Here is a 16,456-nt window from a genome sequence, read left to right on the forward strand (position 1 = left end):
GGAAAAGCGAGACAGACGAGACCCCGCAGGTAGCGCTAGTGGACGAGGAGGCTTGGCGCTCGCCCGCGGAAAGCGTCCGCCTGCAACGGAAATCATACCATAAACCAAATTGGATACTGTGTACTTTCTTAAAGGACCGGGCGTACTTTGCCCGGTTTTTCTTAACTTATTCAATTTCAGTGCTTTAGTCAGCAAAAAAAGAAGCCGCGAACGACTTCTTTAGCCTAACGACTTGGTAAGAAACACCCGTCCGGACCACAAACTAATCCTTGGTTTCGGTGGTGTTCTTCATACTTTTGTTCTTTTTCCAACTGACCTGTTTGCCAGTCGAAATCAATTACTGGACTGAATTTTTCAGGGTAACGGATATACCAACGTTGTTTGCGGATTGTGAAGTTATCGGGATCAAGTAAAATGGCGTCATCGAGTTCCTTTAACGCTTCATCGTCACGCTTTTGCTTGGCGTACTCCATACCCAGTTTGAATTTCGTCTGCGCCAGTTGAAGCTGAAGATCTGACTGTTCACTTTTTGGTGCACTGTCATCAAATTCAATTTGTTCTACTTCTTTGTTGATCAATTGTTCAACGGCTTTAACATGTTCTGAGTTTTCTACTTTAAATCCTTCTTTTATCAAGCGAATTATTCCATCTTCATCGATGAAAATCCCATTGGGAATCGCTTTAAAGCGGAACATATTCACCAGTGTATTGTTTTCATCAACCACGGTAGTAAAAGTAGTTCCTTTTACGTAAGGCTTAACGACTTCTGCTCCCTGTCCATCCACTGCTACTGATAGAATTTCAAAGTTCTTGTCTTTGTTATCTTCATAAACTTTCTGCCAACCTGGCAGTTGATCGCGGCATCTTCACCAAGAAGCCCACATGAAGATCAATGTATTTTTTCCGCGGTAATCGTTGATGGAGACTTTATTTCCATTTAAATCTTTTAGCGTTAAATCTTGAATTTTTTCTAGTAACATATCCATCCTCCTCTATTAATAATAACTACTACTAACCTTATTCTACAAAGTAAGTTATAATTCCTACTTAGTCTGTGCAATTTCTGCAAAGCTATCGGTTAGCAGTTGCATCTCTTGCTCCTCAATGGTACGAAAGTCAATGTACACCTGGTTATCTTGGATTCTGGTGACGATGGCCGGACTGCAGCCCCTAAGGTTCTGTGATAATTCCTGTGAGGAAAATCTGAGATGAGTAATTGCCGCCACATATGTGGGAAGTTCGACTCCCGGCATGGTACCTCCACCTATTTGGGAAGTGCTTTCCTTTAAGTCAATCTTGTAAGCGGTTGTTCGGGACTGGACGTCTTGGATGAAGTCTTCAGCTTGTTGTTTAATGCTTCCAAGTGAACGGGTGATGTCCCGGATAGTCGGGATTTCCAATATAGCGTTACCACCGGCTACGTAAGTTTTCAGTGTTTCCTCTAATGCTGCCAAAGTCATTTTATCGACTCTTAACACTCTCGCTAACTGATGCTTTTTCAATTGGTCAATGATAGCTTTTCTCCCGACGATAATGCCAGCCTGAGGTCCTCCAAGTAACTTGTCGCCACTGAAAGACACGATGTCAACTCCTGATTCTAGGACTTCTTTAACCAGCGGTTCGTCACCAATGCCATGTTTTTTAAAATCATAAAGTGCACCACTACCGAGATCTTCGTAAAACAATAAACCTTCATGCTTGTTTTTTAAATCAACAAGCGCCTCGGTTTCCACCGTTTCCGTAAAACCGATAATCATAAAGTTACTAGTATGTACCTTCATAATCATGGCTGTCTCTTTACTGATAGCATGTTCAAAATCGACTAAATGAGTTTTGTTTGTGGTACCTACCTCAACTAATTTTGCACCACTTTCTTCCATTATAGATGACACCCGGAAAGAGCCACCGATTTCGACAAGCTGGCCACGAGAGACGATAACTTCTCGGTTTTTAGCAAGAGCACTTAAAATGAGAAAAACAGCCGCTGCATTATTGTTAACAACCATGGCCGCTTCTGCACCAGTCGATTCTTTCAGCAAGTCTTCAATGATGTCGTGGCGGGAACCACGTTTTCCTTGAGCCGTATGATATTCAAGGTTGGAATAGTTTCTCGCAACTCGTGTGACATGTTGAGCGGCTTCAAGGCTTAAACGAGAGCGGCCTAAATTGGTATGGAGTACCGTCCCTGTCCCGTTAATGACCCTTGCTAAGCGATCTTCTTTCCATTCACCGGCTCTTTTTGCAGCGCTTTCAAATACCAACTCGGAAACTACTTTATTGGTTCCATCGAGGTTTAAACGGCCACTCAGTAGTTCTTCTCGCAAGTCATTTACAGCGTGCTGGGTAAATCTCGTCAACTGTTCATTTGTCAGATCGTACGCTTGCCGGATGGCTTCGAAGCGTCGATCTTTCTGTAATTCATGGACGGGTGGTAGTTGTCGTAAATACTGTTTCATATAAAAGTCCTCCATGTCCAGTACACGTAGATGGATAATACGGGACCAATTGCCATATTTAAATAACTTATTTTTCTATTTTTTTGATGACTTGTTCAATTTTGGGAAAACGTCCGGTATCAAGTTTTGAATAAACTTTTTCCCCATCGACCGTGACTTCGAAAGCTCCTCCAGAACTAGGTACCAGTTCCAAGGAAACGATTTCTGAACGAAAATGATTAAACAATTGTTCCGCAAAACTTGCGGCGTTAGGAGCATAGTTTCACTGCATGCAAAATTGAATTAAGATTTTATAGTTCATGACAAATCTTCCTCCCTTCATATTTCCTACTTTTATTTCAGAGTAGCACAGAAAAAAGTAATTTAGGTAGTTCACTGACTTATCCCTTGCTTGACCACTGTCTTTTATCCTCTAAACGAGTTGTGTAACTAAGCTGATCTAGTAATTCCAAAAATGGAATCAGATATTTACGCGATACATTCAATGAGTCTTTTGCTTCTTTTAGTCCGAAAGATTCGTCCGTCTGCTGTTGTAGTTTGAGAATAGCCTGATTAAAAGAGGTTCTGTGTATCAGCGTATCATCCATTAACCGATAAGCTTGCTGTGTATTGAGTAAATAAACAGTCAAATCGGGAATATCACTTTTCGGAACAGGTGTCCCTTCAAAGTAATCTACCCATTTCTTTGGCTCTAAACCGTCTTTTTCAAGGGCAGCAATGATTTGTGTCATACGGACCTTCCATTTTTGCGGTAAGTCGGGTTGGAAAGATGCCAAAAGAACAAATTGCTCCGACTTCTTTAATTTGTTTTGGTCTATCAGGGTATTTAAGCTATATTCGATAAATGGTTTTGGATAAACCTTGCTGAATGACTGTATGAGTTCGGCTTTGCTCATTCCAAATCGCATCGGAAATTCCGCGTGAAACATTTCAAGTCTGCCAGACAGTTCATCCGTTATCCGCGCAAACGTTTTGGATAAACAATATTTCCCACCTGTAACTTCTATTAGTAGTCCTTCTTTAAGCCCTTTGGCCACGGTTTCCTTGAAAACTTGCTCATCCAGGGAAGTCTGTTGGATCAAGTGTTTCATATCAAGTAGTATGTGCTTGGCCAAAATATCTTCAACCAAATCTTGCGGTGTTCCTTTTTGCTGATTGCGAAGCATTTGAATTGTTTCTTCTCCAAACCGATACTTGCCGCCTTTAGGGCGTATAATCCAACCGCCTCCTAATGTTTCCACAGGAGTGGGTCTCCGCATAATAAAACGGTCGCCACGCCTAACGACCACTTCTTCGTCCAGGCGAATTTGACATAGCACTTCATCTGCAGTCTGCTCTAGTTCATTACGATCAAATAGAACGATCTTGCCCATCACTTCTGAAGTTCCAACATGGATTTTCACAGGGGCGCGCTGCTTAATGGGTGAAAAGTCGTTTTCGACCAACTGGAGTACAACATCAATTGTGTCGGTAGCCAAAAAATGATCGGAAGCCACCAACACATCACCTCTGCTGACGGAGTGTTTATCTACTCCCCCAAGGTTGATAGCGGTGCGCTGCCCAGCCCTAGCCTGTTGTTGTTCTTGATGGTGTACTTGTATATGGCGCGCTTTCACTGTAATCCCTTTTGGAAGAAGCGTTAACTGGCTGCCTTTTGGAACGATACCTTCGTAAACAGTTCCCCTTACGACAGTCCCTTGTCCTTGAACCGTGAAAACTTGATCAATGGGTAACCTGAAAGAACCATAGGCATCGCGGAACTGCACTTTTTTCAGTTCAGCAAAAATTGTTTTTTTCAGTCCAACAATTCCATTTCCGGACAGACTGTCTACCGTTATATAAGGTGCATTCTGAAAAATGGTATCTTTTAGACGTTCCTGGATGTCGTCCTTAACAATTTCCAACATCACTTCATCGACGAGATCCATTTTTGAAATAGCAACAATGCAATGTTTGATTCCAAGAAACTTTAGAATTTCCAAATGTTCTTCCGTTTGAGGCATGATGCCTTCGTCCGCTGCAACAACCAGCACAACCAGGTCAATTCCTGCCACTCCAGCAATCATTTGTCGGATAAAACGTTCATGCCCAGGAACATCAACTATAGATATATGAGTGCCATCTTCTGTTTGCAAAGGGGCATAGCCAGCTTCAATTGAAATACCTCGTTCTTTTTCTTCTTTTAGACGGTCTGTATCTATATTGGTCAATATTTTAGTCAGTGACGTTTTTCCATGGTCGATATGCCCAGCCATGCCAATTGTAAAATACCTGTCTTCCATTCCCTTCACACACTTCCTTTAATTGACGATACTTTAACTTTAATCTTCATGGGCAGTCGTTTCAAGCATGGTGATTCCTTTCGTGAAAAACACTCCATGTCTCTTCCTGAATAACTAGTTCAAACAAACGCATAATATATAGATACTTTTAAAATTCAAGTTAAGTTAAAACCCAAAAACTCTCAAACTTAAAAATATATTTCTTCAGATAAGATTGCGGACACTTTAACTTAGAAAACCAACCGTCTTTTAACTTGAAAAGAGTAAGAATGACCTCGAAAGTGCTTTAAGTTTTTGGGCAGTATGTTTATCTTAAGCACCTTTCTTGCACTTCCTTTTTATTCGATATAAACTAACTTGAGTATAAAATGGGGTTGGATGAGTGACTGGTGTCTTCCTGGGTCTTCAAAACCCTGAGGGGCCTGCGTGCCAGGCTCGGTGGGTTCGATTCCCACACGATCCCGCCAATTATTTTGAATGAAGATGCTTAAAAGCAAAATAAGTGACAAATTACTTTGAAATCAGGATAATTGAATTCAGAAGAATTTATTTTTCTTCTGATAAAAATAGTTGTTAGTTTAACTAATAGATGCAATAAAGGATGAAGTGGAATGAAGATTGTATTGGCTTTGCCCTATTTTCCACAGCCCCGTGGAAATACAGTGACAGTTCAGCGAATTGCTGATGGTTTGGTGAGTCTTGGCGTGCAAACCGACATTTTCTCCACAACAGAAGAAAAAATAAGTAATTTTATTCAGTCTGCAGATTTGGTTCACGGCTTTCATGCATACCAATTTTATAAGTTTATGCAGAAATTAGATAATAAACCTGAGTCTTATGTAGTGACGTTAACGGGAACCGATTTGAATCATGATTTGTTCAATCCAGACAGACGGAACGATGTTCTTGCTTCTTTAAATGGAGCTAAAGCCATCCATGTGTTTGAGGATAAAGCCAAGGATATTTTGGTTGGAGAAGCACCGAGACTAAAGGATAAAATCTATACGATTGTTCAAGGAGTAAGCAGTTTTCCGATTAAAAAATGCTCCTTCATAAAAGAACCAAACAGCTTTTTGTTTGTGTTGCCTGCAGGTGTCAGAAAAGTAAAAAATATTCCATTCGCCATAACAGCACTGTATGAACTTCACAAAAAGATGCCAAATATACGATTATGGCTAGTCGGACCTATTCTCGAAGAAGAAGAGGGGAAGATTGTATTAGAACTAGTGAAACGGCACTGTGAATGGATTACCTATATTGGACAAGTACCTCACGTTGAGATGGGCTGCGTTTACGATACAGCCGATGCGGTCTTGAATACATCCCATTCAGAAGGGCAGCCTTGCGCTATTCTAGAAGCGATGAGTTATGAGTTGCCTGTGATAGCGTCAAACATTCAAGGGAATCGGAGTATCATTTCCAATGGTAAAACAGGTCTTTTATTTAATGGCCAAGATGAATTTATTTATTGTGCTGAAAAGGTGATAAATAATCATGAAATTAGAGAAACTATAGGACAGTCTGCCAAAGCATATGTAGCCGAACATCATTCAAGTTCAGCCGAAGCCGAAGCTTTACTGAAGATTTATCGCAACATATTAGAGTAGATTGGGTAATTTAAAGCCTAATTTCGCATTTATGACAACAAACATTTAAACAAACAGGAGTGATTATCAATGTCTAGAGAAAAAGTGAGATTAACTTCTTTATCTACAAAAGGTGGTTGAGGATGTAAAATTGGTCCTGAAGACCTAGCGCAGGTTCTGCGTCATTTACCAAAATCTATCGACGATCCTAACTTGCTTGTTGGCTTAGCTACATCGGACGACGCAGGTGTTTACAAAATAAACGACGATACAGCACTAGTTCAAACTTTAGATTTCTTTACTCCTATAGTCGATGATCCATATATGTTTGGTCAAATCGGTGCAGCAAATGCATTAAGTGATGTCTACGCAATGGGCGGCAAGCCGCTTACCGTTATGAATATCGTTGCTTTTCCAATCAATACACTGGATAAAAGCATTTTAGCTGAAATATTGGTGGGCGCTTCCGACAAGGTTAGAGAATCGGGCGCTGTATTAGTTGGCGGCCATTCCATTGATGATCAAGAGCCAAAATTTGGTTTATCTGTAACTGGCACGATTCATCCTGATCGAATTCTTTCCAACGCCAGTGCAAAACCGGGTGACCGTATTATTTTGACGAAACCGATTGGAGTCGGCATTTTAACGACTGCTATTAAAAACAATCTTTTACCTGAAGAAGATCTAGTGGAAGTCATGAACGTCATGGCAACATTAAATAAAACAGCAGCTGAAGTGATGGAGAATTATACAGTCAATGCTTGCACAGATGTAACTGGGTTTGGCCTTCTTGGTCATATGATGGAAATCGCCAAAGGCAGTATGGTAGGAATTACTGTATCCAATAAGGATGTACCCATCTTAGCAAAAGCTCGAGAGCTTGCTGAACAAAATGTGATTCCAGGGGGAACTCTAAAAAATCATAAATGGCTTGCAGAAGATATCGATTACGGTCCCAATATCAGTAAAGTTGAACAGTTAATTCTTTGTGATGCGGTCACATCAGGTGGATTGCTCATTTCGGTACCTGAAGAGGAAGCGGTTACGCTATATTACGAATTGCAGGAAAAGGGTGTACAATCTGCCATCATAGGAGAAGTAACGAAAGAGAATGCTTGTCGTATTAAAGTTATCTAAAACAAGGACTCTAAAGGAGTCCTTGTTTTACTAAGAAGAGGTGCAGTTTATGAAAAAAACGTTTTTATTTGCTTTTATACTTAGTTTTTCAGCTTTTTTATCAGCATGCGGAACTAGTGATACACAAGATAACGCAGAGCCAGTAGGCGAGGAAGGACAAGAACTTCAAGAAACCTTTACCATAGGTGTTATTCCTGCTCAATCGGAAGGCGCAATGGAGGGTGCAATGAATAACCTACAAGCCCTCTTAAGCGATAAATTAAGCCGGGAAGTAGAGATTGAAGTATATCCCGATTATAACGGTGTTGTGGAAGCAATGAATTATGAACAAATAGACATGGCTTTTCTAGGCCCGTTAACTTACGTAATTGCTCAGGAAAAGGGTGGAGCAAAAGCCATCATTACACAACTTGTGGATGGAGAACCTTTTTACCACTCATATTTTATTACGCATAAGGACAACCCAATGACATCTATAGAAGAACTGCTAAGTAATCCAGCAGAAATAGATTTTGCTTTTGGAGACATTAATTCTACGTCTGGATCATTGATTCCTTCTATTGAATTACAAGATCGTGGTGTATATGTGTCACAAGAAGATAATAAATTTAACTCAGTGCGTTATACGGGATCGCATGATGCTACAGCTTTGTCTGTGCAAAACAAACAAGTTGATGCCGGGGCAATTGACAGTGCCATTTATAATCAATTAATCGAATCTGGAAAAATAGACAAGGATCAATTAAAAATAATTTGGGAATCAGAAAAGTTATTTCAATATCCTTGGGCTGTTCATAAAGGAACAGATGACGAAACGATTAAACAACTTCGAGAAGCCTTTTTAGCGATTGAAGATCAAGAAATACTTGATGCTTTCGGTGCTAGCGGGTTTACTGAAGCGAATAGCGAAGATTACGATAGTATTTTACAAGCTGCGAAAAAGCAAGGAATTATTAAAGAATAGAGTTGATCAGATTGTGGTTTAGAAAGAGCAACATTATTACGGTGGCTTTACTAATCCTATTTGTTTATATCAGCATGAGGCTGACAGAATTCGATTTGACGAAATTTAGAGATTTTCGTAACATGATCGATTTCTTGTCGCAATGGTTTCCGATGGACTTTTCTAAACTCCCCGGCATGCTAGAGGATACCTTCGAAACATTGGCGATGGCATTCCTGGGCAGTTTTCTCGCGTTACTAATTGTATTGCCTATAAGCTTTATAGCAGCTCGGAATACATCATCATCCAAGTTTCTTTTCCACTTTTCTAGAATATCTTTAAGCTTTGTTCGCTCCATTCCCGAAATCGTTTTCGGATTAATCCTGTTGACGACTCTTGGGTTAGGACCGTTTCCAGCAGTTATAGCCATTATGTTTCATAATGTTGGTGTACTGGGGAAATTGATTTCAGAGTTGATTGAAGCCGCTGATCCTGGTCCGCAAGAGGCAATGAGAGCTGTAGGAGCTAAAAAGTGGCTTGCAAATTTATTTAGCATCTTGCCGCAGATCTGGCCGAATGTCTTGTCGCAGTTCTTTTATCGTTTTGAAGTTGCTATTCGGACGTCCCTTATTCTGGGCTTTATTGGTGGCGGAGGAATTGGCCAACGTTTGTTTAACGATTTTAAAACCTTTCAATATTCCTCTGTATCGCTTGATGTACTAATCATTATGATTATGGTAATCATCATTGACTTCTTGGCAAGCTTTGTACGAAATCGCATTATATAAAGGAGTGATTACATGATTATGGTGGAAAATCTGTCTGTACATTACCCAGATACCAAGGTAGAAGCACTTACTAATATAAATGTGTCCTTCAATAAAGGCGATTTTGTATGTGTGTTGGGGAAAAGCGGTGCAGGTAAATCAACATTCATTCGATGTATCAATGGCTTGCAAAAGCCAACAGGCGGGGAAATATACATTGACGACCAACGGGTATCCACCCTTAAAGAAGAGCAGCTACGGAAAGTTAGGCGTGAAATGGGCATGGTTTTCCAACATTTCAGTCTCATTCCAAGGTTGAGTGTGCAGCAAAATATATTGACAGGCACTTTCGGTTACCGATCTTCGTTTAAAAATATGATTGGCTATTTTACAGCGAATGAATTAGAACTAGCGAAGCGTGTAATTTCTAGTGTTGGGCTTACAGAAATGGCAAATCGCAGAGTGGAATATTTAAGTGGTGGCCAAAAACAACGTGTTGGGATTGCGCGTGCTTTGATGCAACAGCCGAAAATATTGTTAGGAGATGAACCTGTTGCAAGCTTAGACCCCGGAACTTCTAATCATATTTTTACATTGCTAAAAGAAATGCATGAACGACTTAAATTGCTCACAATAATCAATGTGCATGATGTCGATCTTGCTAAGCGTTATGCTACTAGAATTATCGCTTTTAAAAATGGTCATTTGATTTATGATGGAAGCCCGGAAGATTTTAATGATAAAGAATATTATGAAACATACGAATCCGAACAGCAAAACTCATTCTTTAGCATGTAAAATAGCTAGCAGTAGAGGAATGATAATAAATGATAAAAAGTCCTTGAATTGTTGACAATACAAGAGTCGTGTACGATTCTACTAATTTAAATGTGGTGACTATAAGTCAAGATCCAACCGAAAAGTCGGTCATCCTTACCTTTGATGACGGTCCCGGTCGATTCTTGCCGCAAATTCTAGATGTTTTAAAACAAGAACAAGTGCCTGCTGTCTTCTTTTGGCAATCACGCCTCCTATATCCGAAAAGACCTTGGAAACGAGTTTTGTCGGAAGGGCATCTGATTGGGACACACACAACAAAGCATATAAACTTAGAAAAACTTACGTATGATGAACAGTATCAGGAAGTTAAGAACAGTGTTATGGCCATTGAGAAAGTAACAGGAACACGCGTCAAGTACTTCAGACCGCCATTTGGCCGGTTCAACAATGATACAATCAAAGCTGCTAAAAAATTAAGCCTAACGCCAGTTATTTGGAGAGTAGCTTCAATGGATTGGGAACTAAAAGATAACCCAGAACAAATCTTGAACAATATTGTAGAAAATTTAGAAGACGGTGCCGTAATACTGTTACATGAACTGAAACAAACTTTGGACGTACTGCCACGGCTGATTGATGCCATCAGAGAAAAAGGCTATAACTTTAAGCTGCTATAATGAACATGGATTGAGATTCACGAAAATATGAATGTCATTAAAGATGATTTTCTCTACATAGAGAAGGTTGTCTTTTTATCGTTTAAGTTCTTATATATTTTCAAATTGATTTTTAAAAGAGTTACTATACATTGACACATCCACAAACATTTATGAATACCTATAAGTTGACTACTAATATAAGGGGGTGGGGGAAATAAATTTATCTTATGTGGCTTTAGGTGATTCGTTGTCGGTGGGAATAGGGACATCTAGATTTGAACCAGGGTTTGTACCCAGATATAAGAGGTATCTTGAATGTGAATTTAAACAGGGGATTCCTTTATTTGTATTCGCACGGTCAGGATTTAAGACAGTAGATGTATTAAAAGTGCTGGAAAATGAACCTATTCAGAAAGTAATTAGAGAATCAGAAATAATCACCATTACTGCTGGAGGAAATGATTTAATAGATGCCACTAAGAAATTCCAGTTAGAGGATGATGATGGAGTATTTTTGGAAGCATTGGCGGCATCTCAAATTAATTATGCAAAATTGTTGAAGAAAATTAATGAAGTCAAAAAAGATTGTGGTCACAAATATGTAATTAGAATAGTGAACCTATACAATCCTTTTCCAGAAATTCAACTAGCAAATAAATGGATTAACAAATTTAACCACCATATTAAAAAATCCGAAAAATACTTAGGCGTAAGAGTTGCAGATGTTTATAGTGCTTTTCTTTCTCATGAACAAGAGTACTTATCATATGATAAAGTGCATCCGAATAGCAAAGGTTATTTGGTTATAGCAGAGACCATTCAAAACTTAGGTATTGATGGACTGCATAAAAATACTTCTTGGAATTAGCAATGGGTAATTTCACCTTTTGTACCAATAGTTGCTGTAAAGTAATAATTGGAAGAACCAGCTAGAGATAGTGTTAGTGCTGTTTTTCCACTATGTTTTCCAGGATTTTGTGTATTTGATAATAAAAATATCTTCACCAAATCAATCTCCTCCTCATATGCTGAGATGATTACGAGGAGGAGATTCTTTGCGTTTACCATCTGCAGACTTAGGACTAATGGCTGAGCATCTTGCAGTACATGAAGGAGTAATCAGTAAACTAAAATCTTACTATATGACAGTAAATAGCCCGATCTTAAAAAATCTGCTTGAAGTACATGTTAACGTGTTGAGAAGTCATGTCCGAGTCATGTTGTCTCTAATTGATCCATATCAAGATAGGGCGTATCATTTGGATAATGTGGAGAAAGTAAGTGTTAAAATTAATGATGAGGAATTTTCTAATCAGGAAAAAGAAATTACGCTAGAAGCAAGATCTACTGCTAAGTTTATGGCTAGCGACAACTTTATGTCTGCACTGATGATGAAAAATTCTGCGGTTAAGCATGTCCATTTTGAAATGGCTTTACAAGATGTTGGTCTTCAATCCTTATACACCAACGTTTTGCATCAAATACATGGAGAATTCACTCCAAAAGCTTCTGATGAAATGCAAGTACTAACTTATAAAAAGTATTACCATGTAATGAACGAATAATAGTTTATGATAAAGGTTTACCTTATTGTCACTTCTAAGCAATTGGGTTTTTAATAATTTTTGTTTATAAGTGACAATTTTTTAATTGTAATTGAAATATCTTCTATGCATAAGACAGAATGTCCTTCTCGAATTAAGAAAGTACAAGCAACTCTGTGAAATGATTCAGTTTTGACAACCTATTAAATTTGTAAAGGAGGACAAATATGGGATCAAGAATAATGCATCTAATCATTGCCAAAATGGTGTCAGAAAAATTAGGAATACCTAATACACAAAATTTTCTTCTAGGTGGAATTGCTCCGGATGCAACTTTAACTAGAGATAGAAAAAATATATCACACTTTTATGAAGGGAAACTGGATGATGATACTAGATGTGTAAATTATAAAAAATTTATTGAAAAGTATCATGAGGTTATCCAAAATGAGTTTTTGCTTGGTTATTTAACACATTTAATTTCTGATGATGTATGGATGAAAAATATCTATTATAAAAACAATTTTAAGAACCGTCTAGATAAAGATCCAAGCTTATTAGAAAGGTGGCATAATGATTTTAGGAAATTAAACGGAAAGTTAATTGAAGAATTTAAATGTGGAGATTTAAAAGACAAATTGCATGAATCTAATTTACAACTTAACGATGTATGCGAAATTATATCTGGTGACTTGAAAAGTTTTAGGGAAGAAACATTAAATGATTTCATTTATACCAAAGAAGACCTTGAGAAGGAATTGCAAGTGTATAATTTGAATGAAATCATTAATTATATTGATACGGCATCTACAGCTGCATATGAAGTTTGTAGTGCAATAATAATTCAGAGAAAACTGCAGTAATCGGAAATGAACCGATAATTTCTCTAATTTATATTTTTAATATGAAGGAGGAAATTATGAAGATTAAAAATGAAAAAGATGTGATTGAGCTAATTGAACAGGATGAATGGATGATGACGGTATTAAAAGCAGCTAAACTGTTACACCTTCCTGATTGGTGGATTTGCGCTGGTTTTGTTCGTTCAAAAATATGGGATACACTACATAGTTTTAGTCAAAGGACAAATACGCCTGATGTGGACGTCATCTACTTTGACGATACAAATATTGAAGAATTAGAGGAAAAGAAATTTGAAGAAAAATTAAAAAGTATTCTTCCTAATGTACCATGGTCGGTAAAAAATGAGGCAAGAATGCACATATTAAATGACTTTTCTCCTTACTTTTCTTCGGTAGACGCGATATCAAAATTTCCGGAAACGGCAACTGCTCTAGGGGTAAGATTAGATGATAAAGATAATGTGATCTTAACGGCTCCTTGTGGCATCATTGATGTAATTAATTGCGAGGTAAAACCCACACCTTTTTTTATAGAAAGTAAGGAACGAGCTGTTATATATGAAAAACGTGTACAAAAAAAGAATTGGAAATCTACATGGAATAAGGTTATCGTGCATCATATTTAAGTTCCTGTTTGGGCAAAATAAGCATAAAATTTAGGAACTATAAAGTTGTGTAGTTAACCGAATAAGGGAATAAGATTAGTCACAGGAGCTTCCTTTAAACCAGTTTATCAACACTGTGACGTAATTAATGTATATGTTTACATCAATTGATTGCTAAAGGAAGAACACCAAATACAGCAACTTTGAAATTACGAGAAGCAGACGTTAAAGTAGGATTCTCTGGTGAAATCACTATTAATGATTATTCCCAAACGTCAAGCTCGTACATCTATGCAGCCGGAGATATCCTCATTTTGTATAAGAGGCAGCTTATCAAAATGCCTTTGTTGCAGGGAATGTAACGTAGGATTCCATAAAAATAAAAACCTGGATTTTGAAGTGAGTCCAGGAGTTACGTTTACAGCTCTAGCATTGGCAACGGTTGGTTTAACAGAGTAACAGGCAAAAGAAAAAGGCTATGAAGTGAAAACTTCTGTCTTGCCATTTTTGGTTTAACAGCAAGAAAGCTTTACTGCCTCTTTAACAATGGCAGAATGATTGAGAGAAGAATTGTGTTCATCCCTATGTAAACTAGCTAGCGTTCTTATTCAAGATAAGCGGTAATGGTTCATTCGGTTTGTAAGTTGTAAAGTTGGGTTCCGATAGAATGGATGAAACTACTTCCAACTCACCTTGTGATTTCCATTTTCACTTTTGCTTCATCTTGCATTGAATGTGAGACTTGTGCATGATTTTCTGGACCGTATTACTTAAAATAGTAATTAATTTGTCGAAGTTGTAAAATAAGAGGAAGAATCGTTGTGGGGGGATTTATATCAATTTTAATGCTATCAATCTAAGTGAGAATCTGTCCAAATTCAGTGAACACTGGTCGCCCAAAGTCATTGGTGAAATGGATGACTATCAGTTTAAGTTAGTTAAGATTCTGGGGGATTTTGTATGGCACGATCATAAAGACAATGATGAGGTATTCATCGTGATAGACGGCGAGATGTCCATCGCATTTCGCGATGGACAGGTTAAACTTTCCAAAGGTGAAATGTATGTGATACCAAAAGGTGTGGAGCATAAGCCTTATGCTGATAAGGAATGCCAAATAATGCTAGTAGAGCATAAAGGTGTAGTCAACACGGGTGAAACTAGTTCCAAACTAACTGCAAAAAACAATATATGGATTTAAACCAATAGTTCAGTCACGGGGGACAATCCCGTATTTCTCATGATTGTCTAGAAGCCCAAGCTCTTGCTTAGAGAAGGTATATGTGCAATTTATCGTGCCGCATTTACGGGAGAGATTGTAGAATAATAAAAGTAGAATGACAGTTCATAAAAGTACAACTATTAGTTGTTTGTAATAGATGTAAAAATATATTTTTAAGACCCTTTTCCAATTACTGAAGAAAAGGGTCTTTTGGAAATCACTTTAGGCGGTAATTTGAGTACACAAGAAATCTTCACCTATCCTACCCCTTTGCCAAATTTTTTCTATCTGGAGATGATGGCGGTTTTTCCATCCAACCATTACTAATCATCATATTCGCACCATCTTCCGCATACAACCCGACCTCTGCCATTAAACGGGAATAGGCGATCCCTAAATCTCTTCTTGGACTTGTCCCTATGGATACGCCATAATACCCTATACCTGCTGCATTAAGCGCAGTGACATGGAACATCATGAGTTTATCTGAGAAAGGAGATAATTTTGAAAGTGTTGGTGCGGTATCCGAAGTCATTGGTGTAACTAAATTGTCTTCACTTAAAATCTTCGCAAATACTGCACAATGATGCTTCGCAACTTCTGCCCCTCTCACAAAATATTGACGGACACTTTTTGAGTTAGCCACTTGGCTAAACCCGGTTATTAATGAACTCCCTAGCACATTTCGTTGCAAATTAAAAAATAATGATGAGATTTCAACCGTCGTCAGTTGTCTTTCATCACCAACCCAACCTGCTAAAAAGTGTTGTTTTTGTACAAACTCAACCTGATCGGGATATGGTATATAAGGTGGACGTACCAAGACTCCTTTGTTTAACATAAGGTCGGTAGAACGATTAAAAAGCTCTGCAGAAGAATACAAACATGATGTATAAAAATCCCGGATATCTTTTCTTGATGAATTAGGTAAGGCCACACTATTACCGTTTAGACCCATTGAACCCATATTTGCCATATAATACAACATGAAGACGTCTGAAAAAAGTCTTGGTGCATTTACATTTACATCTTGCTCCGTAAAACCCATAGGAATAGGATGTTGTTCAGCATGTAAAATTTCCTTGATCACTCTTATATGATCTAACGATAGTTCTAAAGCGTATTCTAAAATTGATTGGATTTTTGGGTCCTCAACTGTATTTAATAAATAAGAAATTGTACAAATACCTAATGTATCGTTTTGAAATTGTCCCCATAACAAGCCCATTTCAGATGACGTTAATTTAGCATTGTGATTATCTCCCATTTAGATACCCCCATTTACTTTTATTTAAATATGTTTCCCATAATTCTAGAAAAATAGTCATAATTGACTTAGAAGATACCTGATTTAATAAATGGTTGTTAAGTTATGGACTATTTTAGTTTAAATTTTCATTCATTTCTATTTTCTTTGATTTATTTAAGAAAGTTAATGAAACAATGAGATAAGTATAGGAAGCTATGAATTTTAACATAAGAAAATCTTATGTATATGAATCATTTTCATAACTCCTCTATTCGATAATAAACACGAAGATTTAATTGTTATCCGTTTATTTTAAACAGGTATCGTTTGATTGAAGCGTAAGGCGGCGACTCCAGGAGCGAC

At 37.9% G+C, this 16,456-nt stretch carries 18 protein-coding genes, 1 tRNA gene and 1 pseudogene; 13 read left to right on the plus strand and 7 right to left on the minus strand.

Going from position 1 to position 16,456, the window contains the following annotated elements; translation table 11 throughout:
- Positions 1 to 224 precede the first annotated feature (224 nt).
- The 5 genes and pseudogenes from B371_RS0108785 to selB form a co-directional block, all read right to left on the minus strand.
- Positions 225 to 851 carry a redoxin domain-containing protein gene (locus B371_RS0108785; protein ID WP_083844964.1) on the minus strand — a complete coding sequence of 209 codons (627 nt, stop codon included), beginning with the start codon at positions 849 to 851 and terminating at the stop codon, positions 225 to 227.
- Positions 852 to 866: 15 nt separating this feature from the next.
- Positions 867 to 980 carry a redoxin domain-containing protein gene (locus B371_RS24475; protein WP_019413941.1) on the minus strand — a complete coding sequence of 38 codons (114 nt, stop codon included), beginning with the start codon at positions 978 to 980 and terminating at the stop codon, positions 867 to 869.
- A 63-nt stretch (positions 981 to 1,043) separates the two neighbouring features.
- Positions 1,044 to 2,456: an L-seryl-tRNA(Sec) selenium transferase gene (gene selA / locus B371_RS0108795; RefSeq protein WP_019413942.1), complete on the minus strand. Its 1,413-nt coding sequence runs from the start codon at positions 2,454 to 2,456 to the stop codon at positions 1,044 to 1,046.
- 67 nt (positions 2,457 to 2,523) lie between these two features.
- Positions 2,524 to 2,706 (minus strand): annotated as a pseudogene (locus tag B371_RS24480) (Rdx family protein); the annotation flags it as partial.
- A gap of 130 nt (positions 2,707 to 2,836) precedes the next feature.
- Entirely contained in the window at positions 2,837 to 4,738 is a 1,902-nt protein-coding gene (selB, locus tag B371_RS0108805; RefSeq protein WP_019413944.1) for a selenocysteine-specific translation elongation factor, read from the minus strand.
- 370 nt (positions 4,739 to 5,108) lie between these two features.
- Here selB and B371_RS23480 point away from each other — a divergent pair.
- The 8 genes from B371_RS23480 to B371_RS0108840 all read left to right on the plus strand — a co-directional run bounded on the left by B371_RS23480 (position 5,109) and on the right by B371_RS0108840 (position 11,478).
- A tRNA-Sec gene (locus tag B371_RS23480) sits at positions 5,109 to 5,205 on the plus strand.
- A 144-nt stretch (positions 5,206 to 5,349) separates the two neighbouring features.
- The gene (locus B371_RS0108810) at positions 5,350 to 6,345 is read left to right on the plus strand and encodes a glycosyltransferase (RefSeq protein ID WP_019413945.1); all 996 of its coding nucleotides are present in this window, start codon (positions 5,350 to 5,352) and stop codon (positions 6,343 to 6,345) included.
- Positions 6,346 to 6,414: 69 nt separating this feature from the next.
- A complete protein-coding gene (gene selD, locus B371_RS0108815) occupies positions 6,415 to 7,461 on the plus strand; it encodes a selenide, water dikinase SelD (RefSeq protein WP_083844966.1) in 1,047 nt (348 codons plus the stop codon).
- Between the two features lie 49 nt (positions 7,462 to 7,510).
- A complete protein-coding gene (gene phnD, locus B371_RS0108820; protein WP_019413947.1) occupies positions 7,511 to 8,425 on the plus strand; it encodes a phosphate/phosphite/phosphonate ABC transporter substrate-binding protein in 915 nt (304 codons plus the stop codon).
- Between the two features lie 11 nt (positions 8,426 to 8,436).
- Positions 8,437 to 9,192, plus strand: a complete 756-nt coding sequence (gene phnE / locus B371_RS0108825) for a phosphonate ABC transporter, permease protein PhnE (RefSeq protein ID WP_019413948.1) — start codon at positions 8,437 to 8,439, stop codon at positions 9,190 to 9,192.
- Positions 9,193 to 9,204: 12 nt separating this feature from the next.
- Complete coding sequence (gene phnC, locus B371_RS0108830; protein ID WP_019413949.1) at positions 9,205 to 9,969, plus strand: phosphonate ABC transporter ATP-binding protein; 765 nt, start codon at positions 9,205 to 9,207, stop codon at positions 9,967 to 9,969.
- Between the two features lie 68 nt (positions 9,970 to 10,037).
- Positions 10,038 to 10,628, plus strand: coding sequence for a polysaccharide deacetylase family protein (locus tag B371_RS0108835; RefSeq protein WP_237721521.1), 591 nt, complete (start codon positions 10,038 to 10,040; stop codon positions 10,626 to 10,628).
- Between the two features lie 187 nt (positions 10,629 to 10,815).
- Complete coding sequence (locus B371_RS0108840; protein WP_237721522.1) at positions 10,816 to 11,478, plus strand: GDSL-type esterase/lipase family protein; 663 nt, start codon at positions 10,816 to 10,818, stop codon at positions 11,476 to 11,478.
- Here B371_RS0108840 and B371_RS23485 read toward each other — a convergent pair.
- Complete coding sequence (locus B371_RS23485; RefSeq protein WP_019413952.1) at positions 11,475 to 11,618, minus strand: hypothetical protein; 144 nt, start codon at positions 11,616 to 11,618, stop codon at positions 11,475 to 11,477. The genes B371_RS0108840 and B371_RS23485 overlap by 4 nt on opposite strands.
- 47 nt (positions 11,619 to 11,665) lie before the next feature.
- Here B371_RS23485 and B371_RS0108850 point away from each other — a divergent pair, with 47 nt between their 5' ends.
- The 5 genes from B371_RS0108850 (at position 11,666) to B371_RS0108865 (ending at position 14,823) form a co-directional block, all read left to right on the plus strand.
- Complete coding sequence (locus tag B371_RS0108850; protein ID WP_019413953.1) at positions 11,666 to 12,175, plus strand: hypothetical protein; 510 nt, start codon at positions 11,666 to 11,668, stop codon at positions 12,173 to 12,175.
- A gap of 206 nt (positions 12,176 to 12,381) precedes the next feature.
- Positions 12,382 to 13,017 (plus strand): zinc dependent phospholipase C family protein, encoded by a 636-nt coding sequence (locus tag B371_RS21565; protein ID WP_019413954.1) that lies wholly within the window; start codon positions 12,382 to 12,384, stop codon positions 13,015 to 13,017.
- A 56-nt stretch (positions 13,018 to 13,073) separates the two neighbouring features.
- Positions 13,074 to 13,643, plus strand: coding sequence for a nucleotidyltransferase family protein (locus B371_RS0108860; protein WP_019413955.1), 570 nt, complete (start codon positions 13,074 to 13,076; stop codon positions 13,641 to 13,643).
- Between the two features lie 182 nt (positions 13,644 to 13,825).
- Positions 13,826 to 13,984, plus strand: a complete 159-nt coding sequence (locus tag B371_RS24050; protein WP_237721523.1) for a hypothetical protein — start codon at positions 13,826 to 13,828, stop codon at positions 13,982 to 13,984.
- Between the two features lie 473 nt (positions 13,985 to 14,457).
- A complete protein-coding gene (locus B371_RS0108865) occupies positions 14,458 to 14,823 on the plus strand; it encodes a cupin domain-containing protein (RefSeq protein ID WP_026023009.1) in 366 nt (121 codons plus the stop codon).
- Between the two features lie 283 nt (positions 14,824 to 15,106).
- Here B371_RS0108865 and B371_RS0108870 read toward each other — a convergent pair whose 3' ends face one another.
- A complete protein-coding gene (locus tag B371_RS0108870) occupies positions 15,107 to 16,111 on the minus strand; it encodes a DUF3231 family protein (protein ID WP_019413957.1) in 1,005 nt (334 codons plus the stop codon).
- Between the last annotated feature and the right edge of the window lie 345 nt (positions 16,112 to 16,456).

Source organism: Paenisporosarcina sp. TG20 (assembly GCF_000286315.1).
Lineage (GTDB): Bacteria > Bacillota > Bacilli > Bacillales_A > Planococcaceae > Paenisporosarcina.

What these genes read in the sequence shown, in the direction of transcription:
- B371_RS24475 (WP_019413941.1), bottom strand. Translation starts at nt 980, where the DNA reads ATGTTACTAGAAAAAATTCAAGATTTAACGCTAAAAGATTTAAATGGA.
- selA (WP_019413942.1), bottom strand. Translation starts at nt 2,456, where the DNA reads ATGAAACAGTATTTACGACAACTACCACCCGTCCATGAATTACAGAAA.
- selB (WP_019413944.1), bottom strand. Translation starts at nt 4,738, where the DNA reads ATGGAAGACAGGTATTTTACAATTGGCATGGCTGGGCATATCGACCAT.
- B371_RS0108810 (WP_019413945.1), top strand. Translation starts at nt 5,350, where the DNA reads ATGAAGATTGTATTGGCTTTGCCCTATTTTCCACAGCCCCGTGGAAAT.
- phnD (WP_019413947.1), top strand. Translation starts at nt 7,511, where the DNA reads ATGAAAAAAACGTTTTTATTTGCTTTTATACTTAGTTTTTCAGCTTTT.
- phnC (WP_019413949.1), top strand. Translation starts at nt 9,205, where the DNA reads ATGATTATGGTGGAAAATCTGTCTGTACATTACCCAGATACCAAGGTA.
- B371_RS21565 (WP_019413954.1), top strand. Translation starts at nt 12,382, where the DNA reads ATGGGATCAAGAATAATGCATCTAATCATTGCCAAAATGGTGTCAGAA.
- B371_RS0108860 (WP_019413955.1), top strand. Translation starts at nt 13,074, where the DNA reads ATGAAGATTAAAAATGAAAAAGATGTGATTGAGCTAATTGAACAGGAT.
- B371_RS0108870 (WP_019413957.1), bottom strand. Translation starts at nt 16,111, where the DNA reads ATGGGAGATAATCACAATGCTAAATTAACGTCATCTGAAATGGGCTTG.